Genomic DNA, 19770 nt, shown 5'->3' on the forward strand with positions numbered 1-19770 from the left:
AAAAAAATGAGTACTAAAAATCCACATTTGGATCCAAACAAATTCCGTGATTCTTTGGGCACCGTCAAAGATGATGGAAAAAGAAATTGGATTTACCCTAAGAAAGTAAGTGGTAAATTTTACAAATGGAGGACCTACCTTTCTTGGGTTCTTCTTGCCATTTTATTTGCAGGGCCATTTATCCAAGTTGGTGGAAGGCCTTATATGCTTTTCAATATATTTGAGCGGAAGTTTATCATATTTGGAGCTGCATTTTGGCCACAGGATACGCATTTGCTTATCTTCTTGTTGCTCATTTTCTTTGTTTTCATCATTTTATTTACAGCTGTTTTTGGAAGAGTTTTCTGTGGTTGGGCCTGTCCTCAAACACTATTTATGGAGATGGTATTCCGTAAAATTGAATACCTTATCGAGGGTGATGCCAATCAGCAGCGCAAGCTCAACGCTATGCCCTGGACTGGGGAGAAGATTTGGAAAAAAGGATTGAAGATGACGATTTTCGTCATAATATCCCTGCTGATATCCCATATTGTAATGGCGTATTTGATAGGTGTCGATCAGGTGAAAGAAATAGTTTCCCAGCCTCCTTCTGCACATATGGCCGGTTTCATTGGGTTGATGGCCTTCACGGGTATTTTCCTATTTGTGTTTTCTTGGTTTCGGGAGCAGGCTTGTATTGTGGTGTGCCCATATGGTAGACTTCAAGGTGTCCTGTTGGATGCCAATACAATTAATGTTACCTATGACCACGTCAGGGGTGAGCCAAGAGGCCCAATACGTAAAAACAAAATTGAGGAGTCACCAAAAGGAGACTGCGTGGATTGTAGTCTTTGCGTTCAGGTTTGTCCTACCGGTATTGATATTCGAAATGGAGTCCAAATGGAATGTGTGAATTGCACAGCCTGTATTGATGTCTGTGATGAAGTAATGGATAAAGTGGAGAGACCCCGGGGATTGATCCGCTATGCTTCGGATAATAGTGTCTTACAGGGGACCCAAAAATTGATCACCCCGAGGGTGAAATTATATTCCTTCCTACTGGTCTTGTTGGTAGGGGCTTTTGTAGCCTTGATTGCTACTAGAGACGACCTTGGGGCTACAGTGACTAGGTTTAGAGGTATGACCTATCAGGCTAGAGAAACAGGCGAAATCAGTAATTTGTATGAAGTTACCTTCATTAATAAGACATTTGATTCTCAGTCAGTCACTTTAGAGCCTGAAGACGATAAATATCGAATTGAAGTTGTTGGTGACCAAAATTGGACCTTGGATGGTCAGGAGAAGTTTGAAGGCAGGTTTTTTATCGTAACTGATGCCGAAAGTATCAAAACCAATCAGGAAAATATTGTACTTTACCTGACCCAAAACGGGGAGGTGATTGATAAGATCAAGACAAGTTTTGTGGGACCGATAGCTAAAAAATAGCCAGAATTGAAAAACTGAAATTGAAAAGAATAGTACAGGAAATTATTTATCAAGTTAAAAAATATTGAAAGATGGATTGGGGAAAAGGAATCATAGTAACATTAGTAGCTTTTGGAGTATTGATCATCTCCATGGTTACCATTTGTGTCAGACAGGATGACATTCATTTGGTGACACAAAATTATTACGAGGAAGAAATCAAGTATCAGGATCAGATTGAGAAAATGATCAATGCCAACCAACTGGATCATGAGGTGCTGGTATATGATAATCAGTTGAAGATTGTTGATCTTCACTTGCCTGTTGGTTCTAAAGGAGTACTTTATTTATTCAGACCTTCAGATGCCAGGTTAGATCAAAAAATTACTTTTGACATTACAGATCCTTCAGTTAATTCTGTAGATGTCAAAAGCCTCAAGCCTGGATATTGGAAAGTAAAACTCACTTGGACAGAGAATGGGGTGGATTATTACAAGGAGGAAAAAATCAACATTTAAGTGATCTGGACTGCGTTTCTTTTGGGTTTTTTGGGCTCATTCCATTGCTTGGGAATGTGCGGGCCGATTGCCTTGGCTGTTTCGTCTAAGGACAATTCTCCATTCCTGAAAAACAAAATTATTTATAACCTAGGAAGGACCTTGACTTATTCAGCTCTTGGAGGATTAATAGGATTTGTAGGTTTCTCTTTTTCCTTAACGGGAATTCAGCAATGGATATCTATCGTGATGGGAGCAATAATTTTGTTGATGGCATTTTTTTATAAAAGATCAGAAAGATGGATAGCAAGTTCAGGATTGTTTGGTGCAGTATATAAACTCAAGTCTTCTCTCGGTTATTTTCTGAAGAAGGGAGGAACCTCAGCTTTTTTTGCCTCCGGCTTATTGAACGGTTTGCTTCCATGTGGGATGGTCTATATTGCTTTGATTGCATCATTGGCGCTACAAAGCCCACTTCAGGGGGCTTTATATATGTTCTTTTTTGGGTTAGGGACAATTCCAATGCTAGTCGTGGTGATGATTTCCGGTAAACTGATTTCACTTTCTTTGAGAACGAAACTGACTAAAGCGTTGCCTTATGTGGCTATGTTTATCGGGATACTTTTTATCGTCAGAGGATTGGGTTTGGGCATCCATTATATCAGTCCGAAATTTGCAGATACAGGATCATCAGCTGATTCAACTGAGATGGTAGTGTGTGATTAGTTCATTTCTCTCAATGGGGTTTCCACAAAAAAACTGCCCCAAAATCTTTGAGACAGTTTTATAAAAATTAGAAGGGTTATCCGGGCTTAATTATAGTGCTGGTTAAATTTCTTTGATTTTAAATTGCTTTGCTGAATCCGAATTTTTGTTCTTCTTTTTCCTGCATTCGACTGTCGAACACCATACAGATATTTCGGATGAATGGCTGTCCTTCTGTTTTTATCTTTATTCCTGAAGCATCAAACTCAATTAAACCTTCCTCACGGAAAGTTTTTAAACGCTCCCAATTGTTTTTGCCCAATAAGGAATAATAGCAGAAGTCCCAAGAAGCTTCTTGATTGCAGATGAGCTGTAAGATCAAATTCCTGTTTTTAATATCTTCTTTACTCATGATATGTCCTTTGCTGACTGCGAAATGCCCCAAACTTATCTGTTCTTTGTAAAGGTCTATTTCTTTGGTGTTTTGTGCATAAGCATAATACACATCAGAGATGGAGCTATTTCCTAAGCCTAGCAATATTTTGGATGGAGAGGTGGTATAACCCATGAAATTTCTGTGTAATGTCTTATTCTCTTTAGCAAGGTATAAAGGGTCATTCGAAAGAGCGAAATGGTCCATTCCCACTTCCAGGTACCCCATTTTAGCCAATATTTCTTTACCTCTTTCGTAGAGTCCCCTTTTTTCGGATTCTTTTGGGAGGAATTGTTCAAAACTCTTTTGCGCAGGAAAAGCAGAAGGTAAATGCGCATAACTATAGAAAGCGATCCTGTCCGGTTTAAGCAGCGCAACTTGCTGGAAGGTGTCTGTGATGGTCTCCAGTGTTTGGTGGGGCAAACCATAGATCAGATCAAAGTTCACAGAATCATAACCGATTTCTCTTGCGACATCGGTAGCTTCCTTTACCCTTTCGAAAGGCTGGATGCGATGAATGGCTTTTTGAACATCCAAATTGAAATCCTGAATACCATAGCTCACTCTTCTGAACCCTAAATTATAAAGGGTCTGAAGATGCCCTCTTGTAGTATTATTTGGATGACCTTCAAAACTGAATTCAGCATCAGGCATGACTTCTGAACTTCCAATAATAAATCCAAGCATCTCTTTCAGAGATTCAGGAGAGAAAAATGTCGGAGTTCCTCCTCCAAGATGGATGCCTGCTAATTTTGGACTAGTTCCCAATATTCTCAAATATGCATCCCATTCATTCATGATAGAAGTGATGTAGGGAGTTTCTACTGCATGGTTTTTGGTGATGCGCTTATTGCAGCCACAATAAGTGCAAAGGCTTTCACAATAAGGGAGATGGATGTAAAGTGTGATGCCTTCTTCATCCCCAAAATCCTCATAAGCTTTTTTCACCATGCTGATCCAGCCTCTCTCATTCAGGTCATTTGACCATAAGGGGACGGTTGGGTAAGATGTATAGCGAGGTGCCGGTACATTGTACTTTTGGATAAGCTTTTCGGATATTGTATTCATAGCTTAAATATTTGATGCAAATTTCGAGGAAAGCACAGGCCTTTTTGATGACATTAATCTAAGTACCAGCTGATAAATGTCATGTTTTTTGCATGATTTCCTGTCAACTCCATTTTTACTTCAGGACTATTTCAACAGCTGCAATAGTTTTTGGGGCAAAGCAGATATTTTAGCAGGAGGCTCTTTTTTTATCAGGCAGAGATTATTATGAACTCTTATACCTCTTTAAATTCAAGCTTGCTGATGATGTCCAATGTTACATGTAACATCACTGCAGTGACGATGGACATGCCCAAACTCAGACCTAATAGCGCAAATACAAATTGATTGGATATCAGGAAAGCGAAAAACCCAGCTCCAAGCGAGGGCGCAATGCCAAAGATAAAAACACCTCCTATAATCAAAGGTTTGATCAGTTTCCTGTCCCAACCTTCGTCAAAACCAACCTGCGTGGTCAGCGCAATTGCAAAACCTGTGGCGTAAAAAAGGACAAGAGACAAAGGAAAAAGAAGGATCAGCCAATAATTGAGCTGGGCTATCAAGACCGTTGGGACGATCAACACAATTCCCATAATCAGGGTTTGGTAAATGTCCAGTTTGATCATATTCCAGAACTTAGATGTCCAGGATGCGGGAATAATGATAAAATAGGGTTTTTTGAGATCTCCGACATTTGTCCGTCCCATTCCGCTAAAGAAATATATGAAGATCAAAAACGCCAAGTATCCATAAATCACCTGATGACTGAACCAATCAAAACGTGAAAGTACTGCGAAAATGATGGCGATCGAGGCAAAGCCCATTCCGAATAAACCTATCAAAGGATGATAATCCTGACGATAGCTATTGACGTAATTTCTCCAGTACAGGGCTACCGCACCTGAACCGAAATTTTCCAAATCTAACTTCTTCTTGGCATTGATACTGATATTGGCTTCGGAAGCTTCCCGTTTTCCCTTTGCAGTTTCTTTGACTTTCTCGTTGGATTTAGTGGCTTCCAGTACATCCTCATAATAATATCCGGCATTGGATAATACAACTTGTACAATCAGGATAAAAGTTAATAGGTAAACCAGAATAAACCCGGAAGCAATCCAGATACTTTCATGGCCCAAATAGGTCAAAATGGCACGACTCCAGCCTACTAAAGGAAAGAAGTCAAACCAAGGAGAACCAATCCAGGAAAACATTCCCTGCCAGAATTTTTCAGCCATCAAGCCTGGGATCAAGACCATCAATCCCAAGATGATGCCCAGTCCAAACACACCATTTTTGATAAAAGGTAGAATGCCATATTTGGTGTTTAAAGTATAGACCAAAAACCTGATTGGCGAAAGGATAAAAAAGAACAGCATAATGCCCATAGTCATGATGCTGAGATTGAAGATGTTCAGGTCAAAGAGTTCGTTTAATTGGGCTGTACTGTAAAGGGTAAATAAAAAAGCACCACCCGTAGCAGGGAAAATTGCCCTGATCATGTAATAAAGGAGTATTTTGGAAGGCGCTGACGGAGAAGTAAACAATAAGTTCACGTCTGCCATACTGAAGAAACTGACATTTTTCTTTGTGGATTGATATAGTTTGAACATCAAAAATGCCAATGCCGCCAATGTCAAGCCTCCAGTCATGTTCTGCACAGCATAATTGACTTCCTCTATTTGACCTGCTGCTTCCTGAATATCTTCCAGCTGGGAAGTGTCTATGCTAGAAGATTTGTCGCCTTTTCTAAAATAAAAGAAACTGAAATACCCCACCACAAAAGCATAGGGCAAAAGCCTCAAGGGATTCTTGAGGATCAGTTTAATGTTATTGATCAGGATGAAAAGATCCTTCCTTAGCAGTAATTTAAACTCATTCATCTTTTGTCAATTCTAAAAATAAATCCTCCAGTGAGGCATCATTTTCCTGATTAAAGCTGGCTTTGAGGTTGCTCAAAGTGTCATTGCCGATGATATTGCCATCTTTCATGATCATTATCCTGTCTGCGATGCTTTCTACGCTATCTATCAGGTGAGTACTGACCAAGATGGTTTTGCCTTGCTCTTTCAGTTCTCTGAAAATTCTTTTGGTGTTTTTGATCGCTTTGGGATCAAGTCCGATCATGGGCTCATCGAAGAAAAGTACTTTTGGGTCAGGCAATAAAGCACAGCAGATAGAAACCTTTTGCCGCATGCCTTTAGATAAATCCCTGCCCAGTTTGTCTTTTTTATCTATAAGTTCATACATTTCCATCCAGTGTTCAGCTTTTTGTTTCCAATCACTTACACTATAGGCCTGTGCAATAAACTGAAGGTGTTCCTGCACTGTAAGGAGGTCATACACATGCGGAGTTTCGGGGATATAGGAAAAAAGCTTCTTTGCTTCTACGCTCAGATGGTCATGACCACCAATTCGGATCTCACCGGCGGTCTTCCTCAATAAACCTACAATACACTTCATTGTAGTGCTTTTTCCGGCACCGTTTGGCCCTAAAAGACCCACTACTTCACCACCTTCCAGAGAAAAATTGATGCCGTTTACTGCATATTGATTTCCGTATTTTTTGATTAATCCTTCAACTTCTAGCATGTAACTTTAAAAATTTGAACACCCAATATTAAACTATTGCTGTGAAATAAGGTTGCATCTATTTCAATTTAAGTCAAAAGCTCAGTTAAAGAGTTGAATGTTCGGAGAATTCAGTGAGTTGGGTAAATTAAAAAGCGATTCCCCATTTGATCAACAAACTGTTAAAAACATAGGACTCTTCCCGAACGGAAATAAACCCAGGAGGTAGACTGGACTCACCGATATTGCTTAAACTTCCTGTTCCTGATTTCATCCCGTCATAGAAAAATGCATATTGCCTTTTATATCCCAAAGACCAGGTGTAAGCTCTTTTGCTGTTTTTGGAGTTTCTTTTGATGCCAAGACTGGGACTGAACATGAATCCCCCTTCATGCCATTGTTCGGACCATTCATTGGCAGTTCTTTTTTCCAGCCAAGCTGAGGCATATCCGAGGTCTATTCCTGCATAAGGAGAAGTCCTCTTACCATTTTCCTTATAACCCCTCCATCCAAAAGCTATCGGCATCAATTTGATGTCAGGGTAGCTGTTTATCCCCAAAAGAATCCCTACTGCATGGTTTGGTTTTACTTTTACACCATTGAAGCTTTCTAAAGAAAAATTCACCCTCAGGTCATGACTGTCATCCCAAACTTTCACTCTCCCTAACATCGGACCAATTTCCGTTTGGCTGAAAAAATTATTTTCCTGGGCTAATCCTGAAATTCCTGACAAAAAGGTAAAAGCGAGAGCGAATAGAAGTTTTTTCATCTTGATTCAAAAGACACAAAATATAATCCCAAAGAGTTTGATGGGGATCAAACTATACGATAACTGGATTGTTAACTTGGATACAGCTAAGTGGCTTCAGTTTTGAAGGAGTAGTATAATCAAATTGACAAACACCTTCCGGTCCAATAACAATCAGGGATTTTGGTCCTGCGATGATGTCTACAGATTTCATGCTTTTGAGAAACTCCAGCTGGTTTTTGTCAATATTCATGACATCAGCGACATTGAAGCTTTTTAAACCATGTTTCCCTTCGGCAAGGTAGAGGTAATCCCCTGTCAGACTCAAACCATGTGGGTTGAGCATTTCATAAGCTTTCACCAATTTAGGAGCATAGGGATTTTTAATATCCACTACCTGAAGTTCGTCTACTCCAAATCGGCAGTTGATGCCAGAGCGCAGCGTAACAAAAGCAAATTCTTCATTCACAACTACAGGGTCACAGGCAGTGATGTGCTGGTAGACAGCCATTTTCTGAGGAGAAGAAGGGCTGGAAGCGTCATAGATATGCATGCCTGTATTGGAGCCTATGAACAATTTTTCCTGAAAAGGGAAAATGGTCTCAATACCCCAGCCAAGATTCAGATTGGTGATATGCTTAGGGTCTGCTTCCTGATTCACATCAAACACGCGTAAACTATAATCATCAACCGCATACAAGTGACCACTCATCAACGTAAACCTGGCCATGGAACCTCCTTGGCCATAGTTTTGCCCAGATCCACTAAATGATGCCAATGCATCGGATCTCTCCATCCCCCACCAAGGTCTTCCCCAGCCCCACATCATTTCTGATTCAGTGGTCATTACTGTATCCTTATAGGTGATGATGGTACTTTTTTCCAAATCGACAAACATGTGTTCAAAAACATCTTCAATTCTTTTGATCAAATTGATGTTTCTGATATCACTGATGTCAAAAGCCAATAAGTCTACATAGCTATCTGCGTAAAGAATATTGTTGTTGATGGCTAAATCAACATTTCCCGGAATGTTGATGAAATTCAAATTTGAAGGAGAGGAAGGATTGGAATTGTCCAAAATATGAATCCCTTTCTGTGGCTCATTGATCAAAAGATAATCCCCATAAATATATATTTTCCCGGGATTGTCTAAGGGTTTGCTTGGTTCTATGATGATGTCAGATTCCCGTACGGTACTCATTTCTAAGAATAATGGGATCTTTGTTCTATAAGTGTATGAGCTGCTTACCTCATCATGGCAGGAGGGAAGCGTCAAGAACATCATTATCGTTAAAACGGCGAAGACAGGCCAGCTGAAAATCTGTATTAAACGTTTTTTCATAAGTCAAGCAGGTTAAATAGTGGCATGGTTGATATCTACAAGACGTCATTACCTACTCATGCGCTACAAGGGATTGAAAAAAAATAAAAAAATTTTGGGTCATCAATCCATTTTCTCTTTCAACTTTCTTTCAAAATTCAGAAAAGAGTTGAAATATTTCCTAATTATATTTCCGGTCAGGTCCCTTTGAAAATCTTCCGGATAGAGTGGGTCATACTTGATCCTGTCAATGATCATGTCCAGCCAAGCCTTGCCATCATCAATCAAATCCTCATTGAATGCTTCCACTGTCGTGTCTCTTGGTCCAAGATGGTTATTTCTGCCCATTTTTTTAAAATATTCACCGATTGTTTTAAGAGCTAGTTCATGGGTGATTTCAAATGAACGGATAACCCTTTTTTGGGATTTCTCATCCAAATCATGGCTTTTTGCTGATTTGATGATGTCCTCAAGTTCATCCAGAGATTCTTTGAAGTCAGCAAAACATTTTTCGCAGGTTAATGGGGTAGTTTTCATGAGCTTTTCTCTTTGCTTTAAGTTACAAAAAAAATATCATCTGACACTGTATGACTGCATAAATGGTTGTCCATTTGGTGTCACTCCATCCAAGCGTAGCCTTCCACTGAAATTTTCTAGGAACTTTCCAACTTCTTCAGGATTTTTGGCTGGTTCACCATTGATAAATGTAATTACAAAACCATTGTTTAGTCCCAAATCCCTGAGATAACCTCTGGTCATGCCGGTAATTTTAATACCGTGTTCAATACCCAATCTATCTCTTTCTATGGTATTGACAGCTTCAAGTTGTGCACCAAGTAGATTGGAAGCGTAAAACTCCCTTTTGATGATGCCTGTACCACCTACCAGGTTTTGTAGTGTCAAAGAAGTTGATTTTGAACTTCCGTTTCTTTTGTATTCAATTCGGATATTATCTCCAGGATAGTAATAGGAAAGGACTTCCTCAAAGCTTCCTTTGCCTGTGATAGAGATTCCTTCAATTCTGGTAATAACATCATTACGTTGTAGTCCGGATTTTTCACCAGCACCATTTCGGATTACATGAGTGACGATGACGCCATCCAGATTCTGCAGTTTCATTTCTTCAGCCAATTCCGGAGTGATTTCAACCACTTCGATACCCGGCACGGCTTTTTGGACTTCACCGTACCGGATGAGGTCATTCGAGATTTTCATGGCGATATCTACCGGTACTGCAAACCCATACCCTGTGTAAGAACCAGTTCGGGACAAGATGGCAGTATTGATTCCAACTAGTTCACCCCGAATATTGACAAGGGCACCCCCTGAATTGCCGGGATTTATCGGTGCATCTGTCTGGATAAAAGATTCTAAAGGAAAGTCACCACCTAATATATTGATTTGCCTTTCTTTGGCGGATACTATGCCCGCGGTGACAGTAGAGGTGAGATTAAATGGATTACCGACTGCAATTACCCATTCTCCTATTCTGAGCTCACGACTACTTCCCTGTTTGATGGAGGGAAGATTTTGGGCTTCGATTTTCAGCACTGCGATGTCCGTATTTTTATCAGTGCCGATCAGTTTGGCAGGATAGGTTCTTTTTTGATGTACGACATCAATGGTCTCAGCACGGTCAATCACGTGGTTATTGGTGATGATATAGCCGTCAGTACTGATGATAACACCAGATCCTGTGCTGACTCTTTGCACGGGTCCAGTGCCGAAGAAATAATCAAAAATACTGTATCGCCTTTGGTCAGTTCCCGAAAAGTTTTTGATAAAGACCACAGAAGGAGTGCTTTTTTCAGAAGCCTCTACAAAAGAAACAGGCATGTTCAATGAGGCATCGGGTCCATTAGGAAGATCAAAATTTACATGATATCTGGGATTTTGTTTAATTTCCTCTGTTTGGGTGAGGGGAAGATCTTTCTTTTCATTGAAATGGTGAAATGTCCAGGCGCCTGCCAGACCAGCTATAAAGGCCACAAGGATAACTTTGATATTTTTCTCCATAATCTTCATAACGAAATTTCGGATTTTGGGTTAATTCATCACGGTGAATCTTTAAAAAACTGTACACCTATTTGCATGCCAAAAATACCGCATTTCAAAAAGACAAAAAAATTAGCAGGAAAAGTGCTTGATCCTTGTAATTTTGTCAGCTTGGAAGGGTGATTATGAATCTTTGTCCCCTTAATCAGTAAGTGATTTCATGTCAGAAAAAAAACACGTAGCCATCCTTGGCTCAACAGGAAGTATAGGGACACAGGCTCTAGAGGTCATCAAGTCCCACCCGGATCGGTTTGAAGTGGAAGTGCTTACCGCTCAGAATAACGCAGACTTATTAATTGCCCAAGCGCTGGAATTCAACCCCAATTGTGTGGTAATTGTCAATGAGGCATTATATTCCAAAGTTAAAGAAGCGCTTGCTCATACGGACATTAAGGTATATACCGGTGAAAAAGCTTTGTCACAGGTAGTGGAGATGGATTCAATTGATGTGGTTTTGACCGCACTCGTGGGGTATTCTGGCTTATTGCCGACAATCAATGCTATCAATGCATCCAAGCAGATTGCATTGGCCAACAAGGAGACATTGGTAGTTGCTGGGGAATTGGTTACTGCACTTGCCAAAGAAAAAGGAGTGAACATCTATCCAGTGGATTCAGAGCATTCAGCTATATTCCAATGCTTGGTAGGGGAGTTTCACAATCCTATTGAGAAAATTATCTTGACAGCTTCAGGCGGTCCATTTAGGGGAAAAGACCGTTCGTTTTTGGAATCAGTCACCAAAGAGCAGGCTCTGAAGCATCCCAACTGGGATATGGGGGCAAAAATCACCATCGATTCGGCATCCTTGATGAACAAAGGGCTTGAGGTGATTGAGGCAAAATGGCTTTTTGGCTTGAAAAGGGATCAGATAGAAGTGGTCGTACATCCTCAATCTATCATTCACTCTTTGATACAGTTTGAAGATGGTTCTATCAAAGCACAGCTTGGCCTTCCTGATATGCGACTGCCTATACAGTTTGCATTGAGTTATCCTGATCGTTTGAAAGCAGATTTTCCAAGATTTGATTTTGTAAAATATCCGAATCTCACATTTGAACAACCTGATATAGAAACTTTCCGTAATTTAAGGCTGGCATATGAAGCTATGGATAAGGGCGGTAATGCACCTTGCATACTTAATGCAGCCAATGAAGTTGTTGTGGCCGCATTTTTGCGGGACGAAGTTGGGTTTTTGGAAATGTCAGACTTGATCGCAGAAACCTTGGATAAATCGACTTTCATCCATCAGCCAAGTCTGGAAGATTATATTGAATCGGACAAAATGTCCAGAATTATCACACAAGAATTAATTAAGAGTAAAAAATAATGGATACACTGATCATGGTGGCTCAGTTGATACTGGGATTATCGATTTTAGTTGGCTTGCACGAGTTGGGTCACCTGCTCACTGCCAAAATGTTTGGCATGAGGGTTGAAAAATTCTCTATAGGCTTTCCTCCTAAGATCGTAGGGTTTAAATGGGGAGAAACAGAATATTCCATCGGTGCAATTCCGTTGGGAGGTTTTGTGAAAATTTCCGGAATGGTGGATGAGTCCATGGATACAGAGCAGCTTAGTTCTGAGCCACAACCTTGGGAGTTCCGATCCAAACCGGCCTGGCAACGTTTGATTGTGATGCTTGGAGGTATCATTGTCAATGTGATTACAGGGATCATCATATTTGTTACTTTGGTGTATCAAAAAGGTGAAACTTACTATTCTAGAGATCAGGTAGTAGAGCATGGTATCGTTGCCTATGATATCGGCAAGATGATTGGTTTTCAGGATGGGGATAAGATTTTAGATATCAATGGTGAGCCATACAAAAGTATAGGTGATCTGAGCAGTGGTGAGGCGCTGTTGAGCACAGATGGTTATTACACTGTTGAAAGAGATGGAGAAGTCATCAAAATTGATATTCCTCGTGGTTTCATCAACTCTTTTTCAGATGAGGAAAGTTTGATGCGTTTTATCAATATCCGGACACCTTTTGAAGTAGGTCAGGTAATGCCGAATAGCCCTGCTGCAGGTATGGGCTTGCAGGAAAAAGATAAAATTGTAGCTGTCAACCAACAGCCCGTCTACTATTTTGATGAGCTGCAATCTGCCTTGGCCAACAATAAAGGAGAAGAAGCACAATTCACAGTAGAAAGAGAAGGGAAAAAACTAGAAAAGAGTACAGTTGTCAGTGAAGAAGGAACTATTGGAATAGCTATCAATCCGCTTTTGCAGCCTGTTGTTCATCGATATGGAATTGGTGAGTCCATCACTAAAGGTACTCAAAGGGCCTTTGGTGTGGTCATTGTCAATGCTAAAGCTTTGGGTAAAATGTTTACAGGAGAAGTTTCTGCGAAGAATGTCAGTGGTCCAATTGGGATGGCCAAGATTTATGGTAACAATTGGGATTGGGTAAAATTCTGGAGTATCACCGGTTTGATATCCATGATTCTGGCATTTATGAACTTGCTTCCTATTCCGGCCTTGGATGGAGGACATGTGATGTTCCTGCTGTATGAGATGGTTTCCGGTCAGGCTCCATCAGATAGATTTTTGGAAAATGCCCAAAAGGTCGGTATGGTGTTACTACTTGCTTTGATGGTATTCGCAATCGGTAATGATATCTTGAAAATTTTTACTACATAATGTGAAAAATATAAGCTGAAAATCAATTAGTTATACAAGGGTGGGGACCAAATGCCTCACCCTTATTTTTTGCTATTATTTTTTTCGTTACAATTGTTCTTGTCTTAGACTTTGTTTGGTAAAACAGGTGATTGTCATGATGATTTTCTTTGTTTTATAATGAAGCGAAAAAGAATTTGGTTATAAGTCCATTTCTGATTCGGATAAGACTTTTACATTCCTTGAAAAAGGCAAATCTTTTCCGATTTCAGTTATGATCTTCATTACCAATAATTCTTTATGAAAGGTTTTCTACATATTTCACTGATTGGGTTGGTCGGTTTGATGCTCTTCACCTGTCCTGCATCTGCCCAGGATATCAATAGGGATTTCATCATCCTTCCTTCCGGACTTAAGGTAAATGGTATAATTGTTCGTTCTTTTGACCAACAACAATTTACATCCATAAAATTCACCAGCCTATTGGGGGAAGAAAGTGTTTATTCGCCTAATCAGATCAATGGGTTTGGACTGGAAAATGGTAGGCTTTTTTATAGCACCTTGCTACCAGGAGAAAAAGAAAAAGTATTTGCCCAACAATTCTTAAGCGGAACCCTCAGTCTTTTGGGGTATAAGGGTAATTTTTATATCAGTAATGGGAGGGAAATCACTTACTTGGAAGCAAAGTATGAAGAGACAAATATTTCGGGAAAGTCTGTAGTTTCTTTCCGCAAGCCATTTCTTGGAACACTTAATATTTTAATGGCAGGGGAATGCGGGACCAAATTAAGTGGAGCTGTCTTTACCACTCAGTATTCAGAACAGAGTTTGATTGATATTCTTGTTAAATATCATCTTTGCGAAGGAAGGCCTTATGAAGTACATGTGGAAAGAATCCCGGTTATTCGGGTTTCCCCTTTTATAATGGCAGGAGGAGGTATGATGAATTCAATGGTTGCTTCTAGGTACGAAGACAGACAGGATTCATTTAAGAAAAAACTTACTCCTGCGATTTTAGTGGGACTTAAAGGATACAATTTTAGGAATATGCCCAAAATTGGCTTTGATGCAGGAATAGGCTACACTAAAACATCTAATGTTGTCAATTCTGCTTATCAAAATCAAGCTTTAAAATTAACTGGGACAGAAGAGTTTAGCATATCCACAGTTTTTACTCCATTTTTCATCAACTATTCATTCCAAAAGAATGCCTTAATGGAAACATATCTTGGGATAGGTGGGATTTACAGGATGAACACTTATAAAAGCAATTTTGCTATTCAAGATAGGACCACTATCTATAACGGAATCACTATCCTTCAAGAGGGATCTTATGTGGACTACAGAAGTCACAATATGAGCCCATCATTAAAATTGGGTGGTCATTTCAAGCATCAACAGAAGCTTGGGTTTATAGTAGAATTGCAGTTAAGCTATTTATCGAACAGCTATACGATTAATCTAGATGCCAACACGGCCGTCTATAATGAGTTAGCGACATCAATTTTGTTTGGAATTAGGTATTAAAAAGAGGAACAACATGAAGACTATTAAAATATTTTTATTTGTGTTGGTTACAGTATTGATGGCTTCCTGTCAGACAGATGAGCTTGAACCGATCAGAAATCCAAGATTCAGTGTGGCATTTATTCAGGAATTAGATGCGTCAGGGGCACAGTTCGCAGCCAACGTCTATGATTTTGGAAATGAGGAGATTCTCGAATATGGCTTTGTTTATGCAGAATCTATTCAACCAAGAATTAACAACGCCGAGAGGGTATCCACTTCAGGAAGGCCGGGGCAGTTTTTTGAAATCAAGGCATCACATTCCATGCAAATGGGCAATAAATATTATGTGGCTGCCTATATGAAAACCACCTCAGGTTATGTCTATTCAGCCACAATAGAATTTAAAAGCATGGGGTCAGAAGGATTTGTTTATCAAAGGATGGAGATCCCAAATCCTCTGTACTTTGGTGATACCATTACCGTTTATGGTCAAAATCTGAGCAGAATCCCCAATAATTATGAAGTATTTGTTGAAGGGCATCCGGCTAGAATTGTGCAGGTCAATGAAGGGAATTTCAGGTTTTTGTTGCCTGCTGAAATTTCATTTGATGATAGGATAATTTATGAAAATACCCTCAGGTTTTATTTTAGAATTGCTGGTAAAGACCTGATGGTTTCCTCACCTTTTTATTTTAAAAAACCAATTTTTGAAGCGACTCCTATCCAACATGTGAATTATGATGAGGCGATTTACATTGAAGGGGATTTTTTGGAGTCACAACATGTAAGGGTGTATTATAAAGAAGAGGGATATGTATATGATTTACCGGTAAGTCTTAATTCAAAAAATAAAATCGGTTTTAAACCTGCAGCTAGATTTCTTTCCCAAAGACCGAAAATTGAAGTTTGGATCCGAGGTGAGAAATATGAATTGTCAGACATATTTTCACTTAACTTATCTGATTTTGAACCTGGTCAGTCTTTTTCAATTTTTGCAGGGGATGGTATAACAGCCAAAACCATCAATAAGAATATTCATAATCCATATTTCAATAGTTTGATTGGAGATGTTCAGGGGGCTTACGTCCAAGTATATGAGACTGGTTTAGAAAGCCAGAATGAAATATTCTTTTCAATTGGGAGTGAATATAATGTGGTAGGCAGATCCAATAAAGTGTATTTTGATAATTACGGAAACAGGTCTACGAATTACGTAACAGTCTCCTTACTCAATCCATATCTACCTGTATTTCGTACTCCTGATAGTTTTCAATCTATAGCATACATGCAAGGGAGGGGGGTAAGTGATGGAGACAAGGGGTATTTTTTCAGGGAAAAACAGGTGTATAGGTTTGATCCAAATCTGATGACTCTTCAGGTTGTCGCCAATACCACAAACAACCAAGTATTCAACTTGGCCAATGTTTTCGCCATGAAAGCTCCTAATGGAAAAATTTATACAGGCGCTGATAATATTATTCCTCCGGGAGGCAGTATTGACTTTTTTGAGTTTGATCCTGCTACCGCCAAATTGACCAAATTACCTAATATCCCTACAAATTTCTCCCAACCTAGGGCTGTGTATACCACCGATCATTATCTTTATTACGATGGAGGATTTCTACTTACTGAAGGTGTTGGATATTCAGAATCAACAGAAAGATGGAGGTATAGTTTTGCGGGAAAAGTTTGGGAAAAAATGGTAGACACCATCGTGGAGGAGAGTTATATCAGAAGACATGTTCCATTCCGTTACCAAAGTAAGCTTTATCAGATTGGGCAGGAAGATGGGACATTTGGAAATATTCTGTTTGTGTTTGATGAACAGACAGAGCAGTGGTCAAAAGTGACCACCTTGCAGGCCAATTCTGCAGTTACTACCAACGAAGTTTTTGTCATCGGAGATGAAGCTTATATGGGGTATGGAAACGGGCTTTGGAAGTTGGATTTAAAGACATTTGAGGAAACCCAGTTTTCTTTTATTGACGGTTATAATCTAAATTCCGGTTTGGCTCCTTTGGTTTCTGTAGGGTTAAACAACAAGTTTTACATATTTAACAGATATTACAGTATCCTTGAATTTGATCCTGAGTTTTTTTGAATCGATTGGTAATCTTCCCTAACTCCTTGAGATTGTGCTGAAAAATATTGTGACATCAGTGTATGTTGATCTTGTTTTAGGATAACCTGTCATTTTGTTCCTAAATAAACATTGGCATGTACATTGATTTTATAGGTAGAACCTTATTAAATTGAAGGTTCTACTAAATTTTGATATCAACATGACAGGATAACTGTCATTATGTCCTTTATGAATAAATTCGAAAATCAATTATTCCAATCGCTTATGGAAGGAGATTACGCCGCTGAGGGTGATCTGATTCAACTGATCACGGATGATGAAGAGGAGGCCCACTCCCAACCAGAGAAATACGCTGAAGAGATTCCTATACTTTCTGTAAGAAATACTGTTTTGTTTCCAGGTGTGGTGATTCCGATCACTGTGGGGAGACAAAGGTCAATTAAATTGGTCAAAAAAGCCCAAAAAGGAGATAAGCTGATCGGGGTCTGCGCTCAGATCAACCCTCAGCACGACGACCCTTCCTGGGAAGATATTTACCATGTGGGAACTTTGGCTAAAATCATCAAGATGATTGTTCTACCAGATGGCAATACCACTATTATCATACAGGGAAAAAAGAGATTCCAAATAACAGAACCGCTGGCAGAGGATCCCTATTTTACTGCCAAAGTAGAATATCTGGAAGAGAATTTCCCCAAAAACAGCAAGAAGATCCAGGCCCTTGAGGAATCCTTAAAGGATGCTGCGGCCAAAATCATGCATCTCAATCCAGAGATTCCCAGAGAAGCACAAGTGGCGTTGGACAATATTGACAACACTCCTTTTTTGACTCATTTTCTTTCCTCTAACATCAATGCTCCTGTCGAAGCAAAGCAAAAATTATTGGAGATTAATGACGGTATTGAGAGAGCGACATTGCTTCTGGAGTTTATGATGAAGGACATACAGATGCTGGAACTGAAAAGTGAAATCCAGAAAAAAGTCCATACAGATATTGATCAGCAGCAAAGGGATTATTTCCTAAGGCAGCAGATGAAGGTTCTTCAAACTGAATTGGGTGAAGAAGGTCCAGAGAAGGAAGTGGAAGAACTGCGCCTTAAAGGATCGAAAAAGAAATGGTCTGAAAATGTTGCGAAGCATTTTGAAAAGGAACTGGATAAAATTCTCCGCATCAATCCATCTGCAGCGGAATATCCCATAGCCCTCAATTATGCTGAGACCTTGGTGGAATTGCCGTGGAATGAATTTACTGTGGATAATTTTGACCTAAAAAGGGCAAAAGAAATCCTGGACAAAGACCACCATGGACTAGAAAAGGTCAAAGAAAGAATTATAGAGTACTTGGCAGTTTTGAAACTGAAAAATGACCTGAAAGGGCCAATTTTATGTCTTTATGGTCCTCCGGGAGTAGGGAAGACTTCATTGGGGAAATCCATTGCAAGGGCTTTGGACAGGAAATATATCAGGATGTCACTTGGGGGCGTTCACGATGAGGCAGAAATCCGCGGTCATAGGAAAACCTACGTAGGTGCCATGCCGGGCAAGATCATCCAAAACATGAAGAAAGTGAAAACTTCAAACCCTGTCTATGTATTGGATGAGATTGATAAATTAAGCTCTGATTTTAGGGGAGATCCATCTTCCGCTTTCCTGGAAGTCCTTGATCCTGAGCAGAACAGTACATTTGTAGACAACTATTTGGAGGTAGAATACGACCTTTCTAAAGTATTGTTTATTGCCACAGCCAATTCCTTAGATAGCATTCAGCCTGCTTTGCGGGACAGAATGGAGATCATTGAGGTGACAGGTTATACGCTTGAGGAAAAAATAGAAATTGCCAAGAAGCATCTGATTCCAAAGCAAAGGAAAGAACATGGTTTGAAAGCAAATCAGATTTCCTTTGATAAAGCCGCAATCATTAAAATCATTGAGGATTATACCCGTGAATCAGGCGTTAGGAGTTTGGAAAGGGCTATTGGAAAAGTTGTCAGAAATGTCGCTAAATCTATTGCCCTGGAAGAGGAATATGTGAAGAAAATTACGGTAAAAGAAGTCAGAAAAATTCTCGGCGGGGAAATTTTCGATAAAGAAATCTATCAGGATAACAGCATAGCAGGTGTGGTTACTGGACTTGCCTGGACATCTGTAGGTGGTGAGATTTTGTTTGTAGAGGCATCTCTCAGCAAAGGTAAAGGTAAATTGACGCTATCGGGCCAGTTGGGGGAAGTCATGAAGGAGTCTGCAGTCACAGCGCTTTCTTATTTGAAATCCAAAGCTGAAAAGATGGGGGTGGATTACCGCATATTTGACAATTATGACCTGCATGTGCATGTACCAGCAGGAGCTGTGCCTAAAGATGGCCCTTCTGCGGGTATTACGATGTTGACTGCGATGGCATCCATTTTTACACAGAGAAAAGTGAAGTCCAAAGTAGCCATGACAGGAGAGATTACCCTTAGGGGTAAAGTGATGCCTGTTGGTGGGATCAAAGAAAAAATTCTTGCTGCCAAGCGTGCAGGTATCAAGGAGATCATTCTTTGCGAAAAGAACAAAAGAGATATTGAAGAAATTGACGAGGAATATATCAAGGGAGTGACTTTCCATTTTGTCGATAAAGTGGAAGAGGTACTGGATATTGCCTTGCTAAAGTCCAAAGTAGAGGAACCTATGATTTTCACCTTTCCCAAAGAAAACAGGGAAGAAGCTTCAAACTGACATTAAGGCATAGGTTAAGGTTATTTTAGTCCACTATAAAAAGGTTTGATGTAACCTTAA

15 protein-coding genes are annotated in these 19770 nt (G+C 39.7%); 8 read left to right on the forward strand and 7 right to left on the reverse strand.

The genetic code is table 11. The features are described 5' to 3' along the window. The first annotated feature begins 6 nt into the window (after nucleotides 1-6). The 3 genes from ccoG to ACFFIP_RS12890 all read left to right on the forward strand — a co-directional run bounded on the left by ccoG (nucleotide 7) and on the right by ACFFIP_RS12890 (nucleotide 2627). On the forward strand, nucleotides 7-1425 hold the full coding sequence (ccoG, locus tag ACFFIP_RS12880; protein ID WP_382388066.1) for a cytochrome c oxidase accessory protein CcoG: 1419 nt from the start codon (nucleotides 7-9) through the stop codon (nucleotides 1423-1425). Between the two features lie 71 nt (nucleotides 1426-1496). Next, nucleotides 1497-1922 (forward strand): FixH family protein, encoded by a 426-nt coding sequence (locus ACFFIP_RS12885; RefSeq protein WP_382388067.1) that lies wholly within the window; start codon nucleotides 1497-1499, stop codon nucleotides 1920-1922. Further along, the gene (locus ACFFIP_RS12890) at nucleotides 1923-2627 is read left to right on the forward strand and encodes a sulfite exporter TauE/SafE family protein (protein WP_382388068.1); all 705 of its coding nucleotides are present in this window, start codon (nucleotides 1923-1925) and stop codon (nucleotides 2625-2627) included. Between the two features lie 118 nt (nucleotides 2628-2745). Here ACFFIP_RS12890 and hemN read toward each other — a convergent pair whose 3' ends face one another. From hemN to ACFFIP_RS12925, 7 genes are all read right to left on the reverse strand, one after another. Further along, nucleotides 2746-4107 (reverse strand): oxygen-independent coproporphyrinogen III oxidase, encoded by a 1362-nt coding sequence (hemN, locus tag ACFFIP_RS12895; protein ID WP_382388069.1) that lies wholly within the window; start codon nucleotides 4105-4107, stop codon nucleotides 2746-2748. Between the two features lie 215 nt (nucleotides 4108-4322). Next, on the reverse strand, nucleotides 4323-5966 hold the full coding sequence (locus ACFFIP_RS12900; RefSeq protein WP_382388070.1) for a putative ABC exporter domain-containing protein: 1644 nt from the start codon (nucleotides 5964-5966) through the stop codon (nucleotides 4323-4325). Next, nucleotides 5959-6675, reverse strand: a complete 717-nt coding sequence (locus tag ACFFIP_RS12905; protein ID WP_382388071.1) for an ABC transporter ATP-binding protein — start codon at nucleotides 6673-6675, stop codon at nucleotides 5959-5961. Before ACFFIP_RS12905 ends, ACFFIP_RS12900 begins: the two co-directional genes overlap by 8 nt. A 127-nt stretch (nucleotides 6676-6802) precedes the next feature. Then, a complete protein-coding gene (locus ACFFIP_RS12910) occupies nucleotides 6803-7423 on the reverse strand; it encodes a hypothetical protein (protein ID WP_382388072.1) in 621 nt (206 codons plus the stop codon). Nucleotides 7424-7475: 52 nt separating this feature from the next. Next, nucleotides 7476-8747, reverse strand: coding sequence for an LVIVD repeat-containing protein (locus ACFFIP_RS12915; protein WP_382388073.1), 1272 nt, complete (start codon nucleotides 8745-8747; stop codon nucleotides 7476-7478). A 102-nt stretch (nucleotides 8748-8849) separates the two neighbouring features. Beyond that, nucleotides 8850-9263: a nucleotidyltransferase substrate binding protein gene (locus ACFFIP_RS12920; protein WP_382388074.1), complete on the reverse strand. Its 414-nt coding sequence runs from the start codon at nucleotides 9261-9263 to the stop codon at nucleotides 8850-8852. A 36-nt stretch (nucleotides 9264-9299) separates the two neighbouring features. Beyond that, the gene (locus tag ACFFIP_RS12925) at nucleotides 9300-10751 is read right to left on the reverse strand and encodes a S1C family serine protease (RefSeq protein ID WP_382388075.1); all 1452 of its coding nucleotides are present in this window, start codon (nucleotides 10749-10751) and stop codon (nucleotides 9300-9302) included. A gap of 190 nt (nucleotides 10752-10941) precedes the next feature. On the opposite strand from ACFFIP_RS12925, the gene ACFFIP_RS12930 reads away from it, so the two are divergent. The 5 genes from ACFFIP_RS12930 (at nucleotide 10942) to lon (ending at nucleotide 19710) form a co-directional block, all read left to right on the forward strand. Continuing rightward, on the forward strand, nucleotides 10942-12108 hold the full coding sequence (locus ACFFIP_RS12930) for a 1-deoxy-D-xylulose-5-phosphate reductoisomerase (RefSeq protein WP_382388076.1): 1167 nt from the start codon (nucleotides 10942-10944) through the stop codon (nucleotides 12106-12108). Beyond that, a complete protein-coding gene (gene rseP / locus ACFFIP_RS12935; RefSeq protein ID WP_382388077.1) occupies nucleotides 12108-13424 on the forward strand; it encodes an RIP metalloprotease RseP in 1317 nt (438 codons plus the stop codon). Before ACFFIP_RS12930 ends, rseP begins: the two co-directional genes overlap by 1 nt. Nucleotides 13425-13703: 279 nt before the next feature. Beyond that, the gene (locus ACFFIP_RS12940) at nucleotides 13704-14930 is read left to right on the forward strand and encodes a hypothetical protein (protein WP_382388078.1); all 1227 of its coding nucleotides are present in this window, start codon (nucleotides 13704-13706) and stop codon (nucleotides 14928-14930) included. A 13-nt stretch (nucleotides 14931-14943) separates the two neighbouring features. Continuing rightward, nucleotides 14944-17013: a Kelch repeat-containing protein gene (locus ACFFIP_RS12945; protein WP_382388079.1), complete on the forward strand. Its 2070-nt coding sequence runs from the start codon at nucleotides 14944-14946 to the stop codon at nucleotides 17011-17013. 210 nt (nucleotides 17014-17223) lie between these two features. Next, on the forward strand, nucleotides 17224-19710 hold the full coding sequence (lon, locus tag ACFFIP_RS12950; RefSeq protein WP_382388080.1) for an endopeptidase La: 2487 nt from the start codon (nucleotides 17224-17226) through the stop codon (nucleotides 19708-19710). Nucleotides 19711-19770: the final 60 nt, after the last annotated feature.

This window comes from Fontibacter flavus, assembly GCF_042432905.1.
GTDB classification, from domain to species: domain Bacteria; phylum Bacteroidota; class Bacteroidia; order Cytophagales; family Cyclobacteriaceae; genus Fontibacter; species Fontibacter flavus.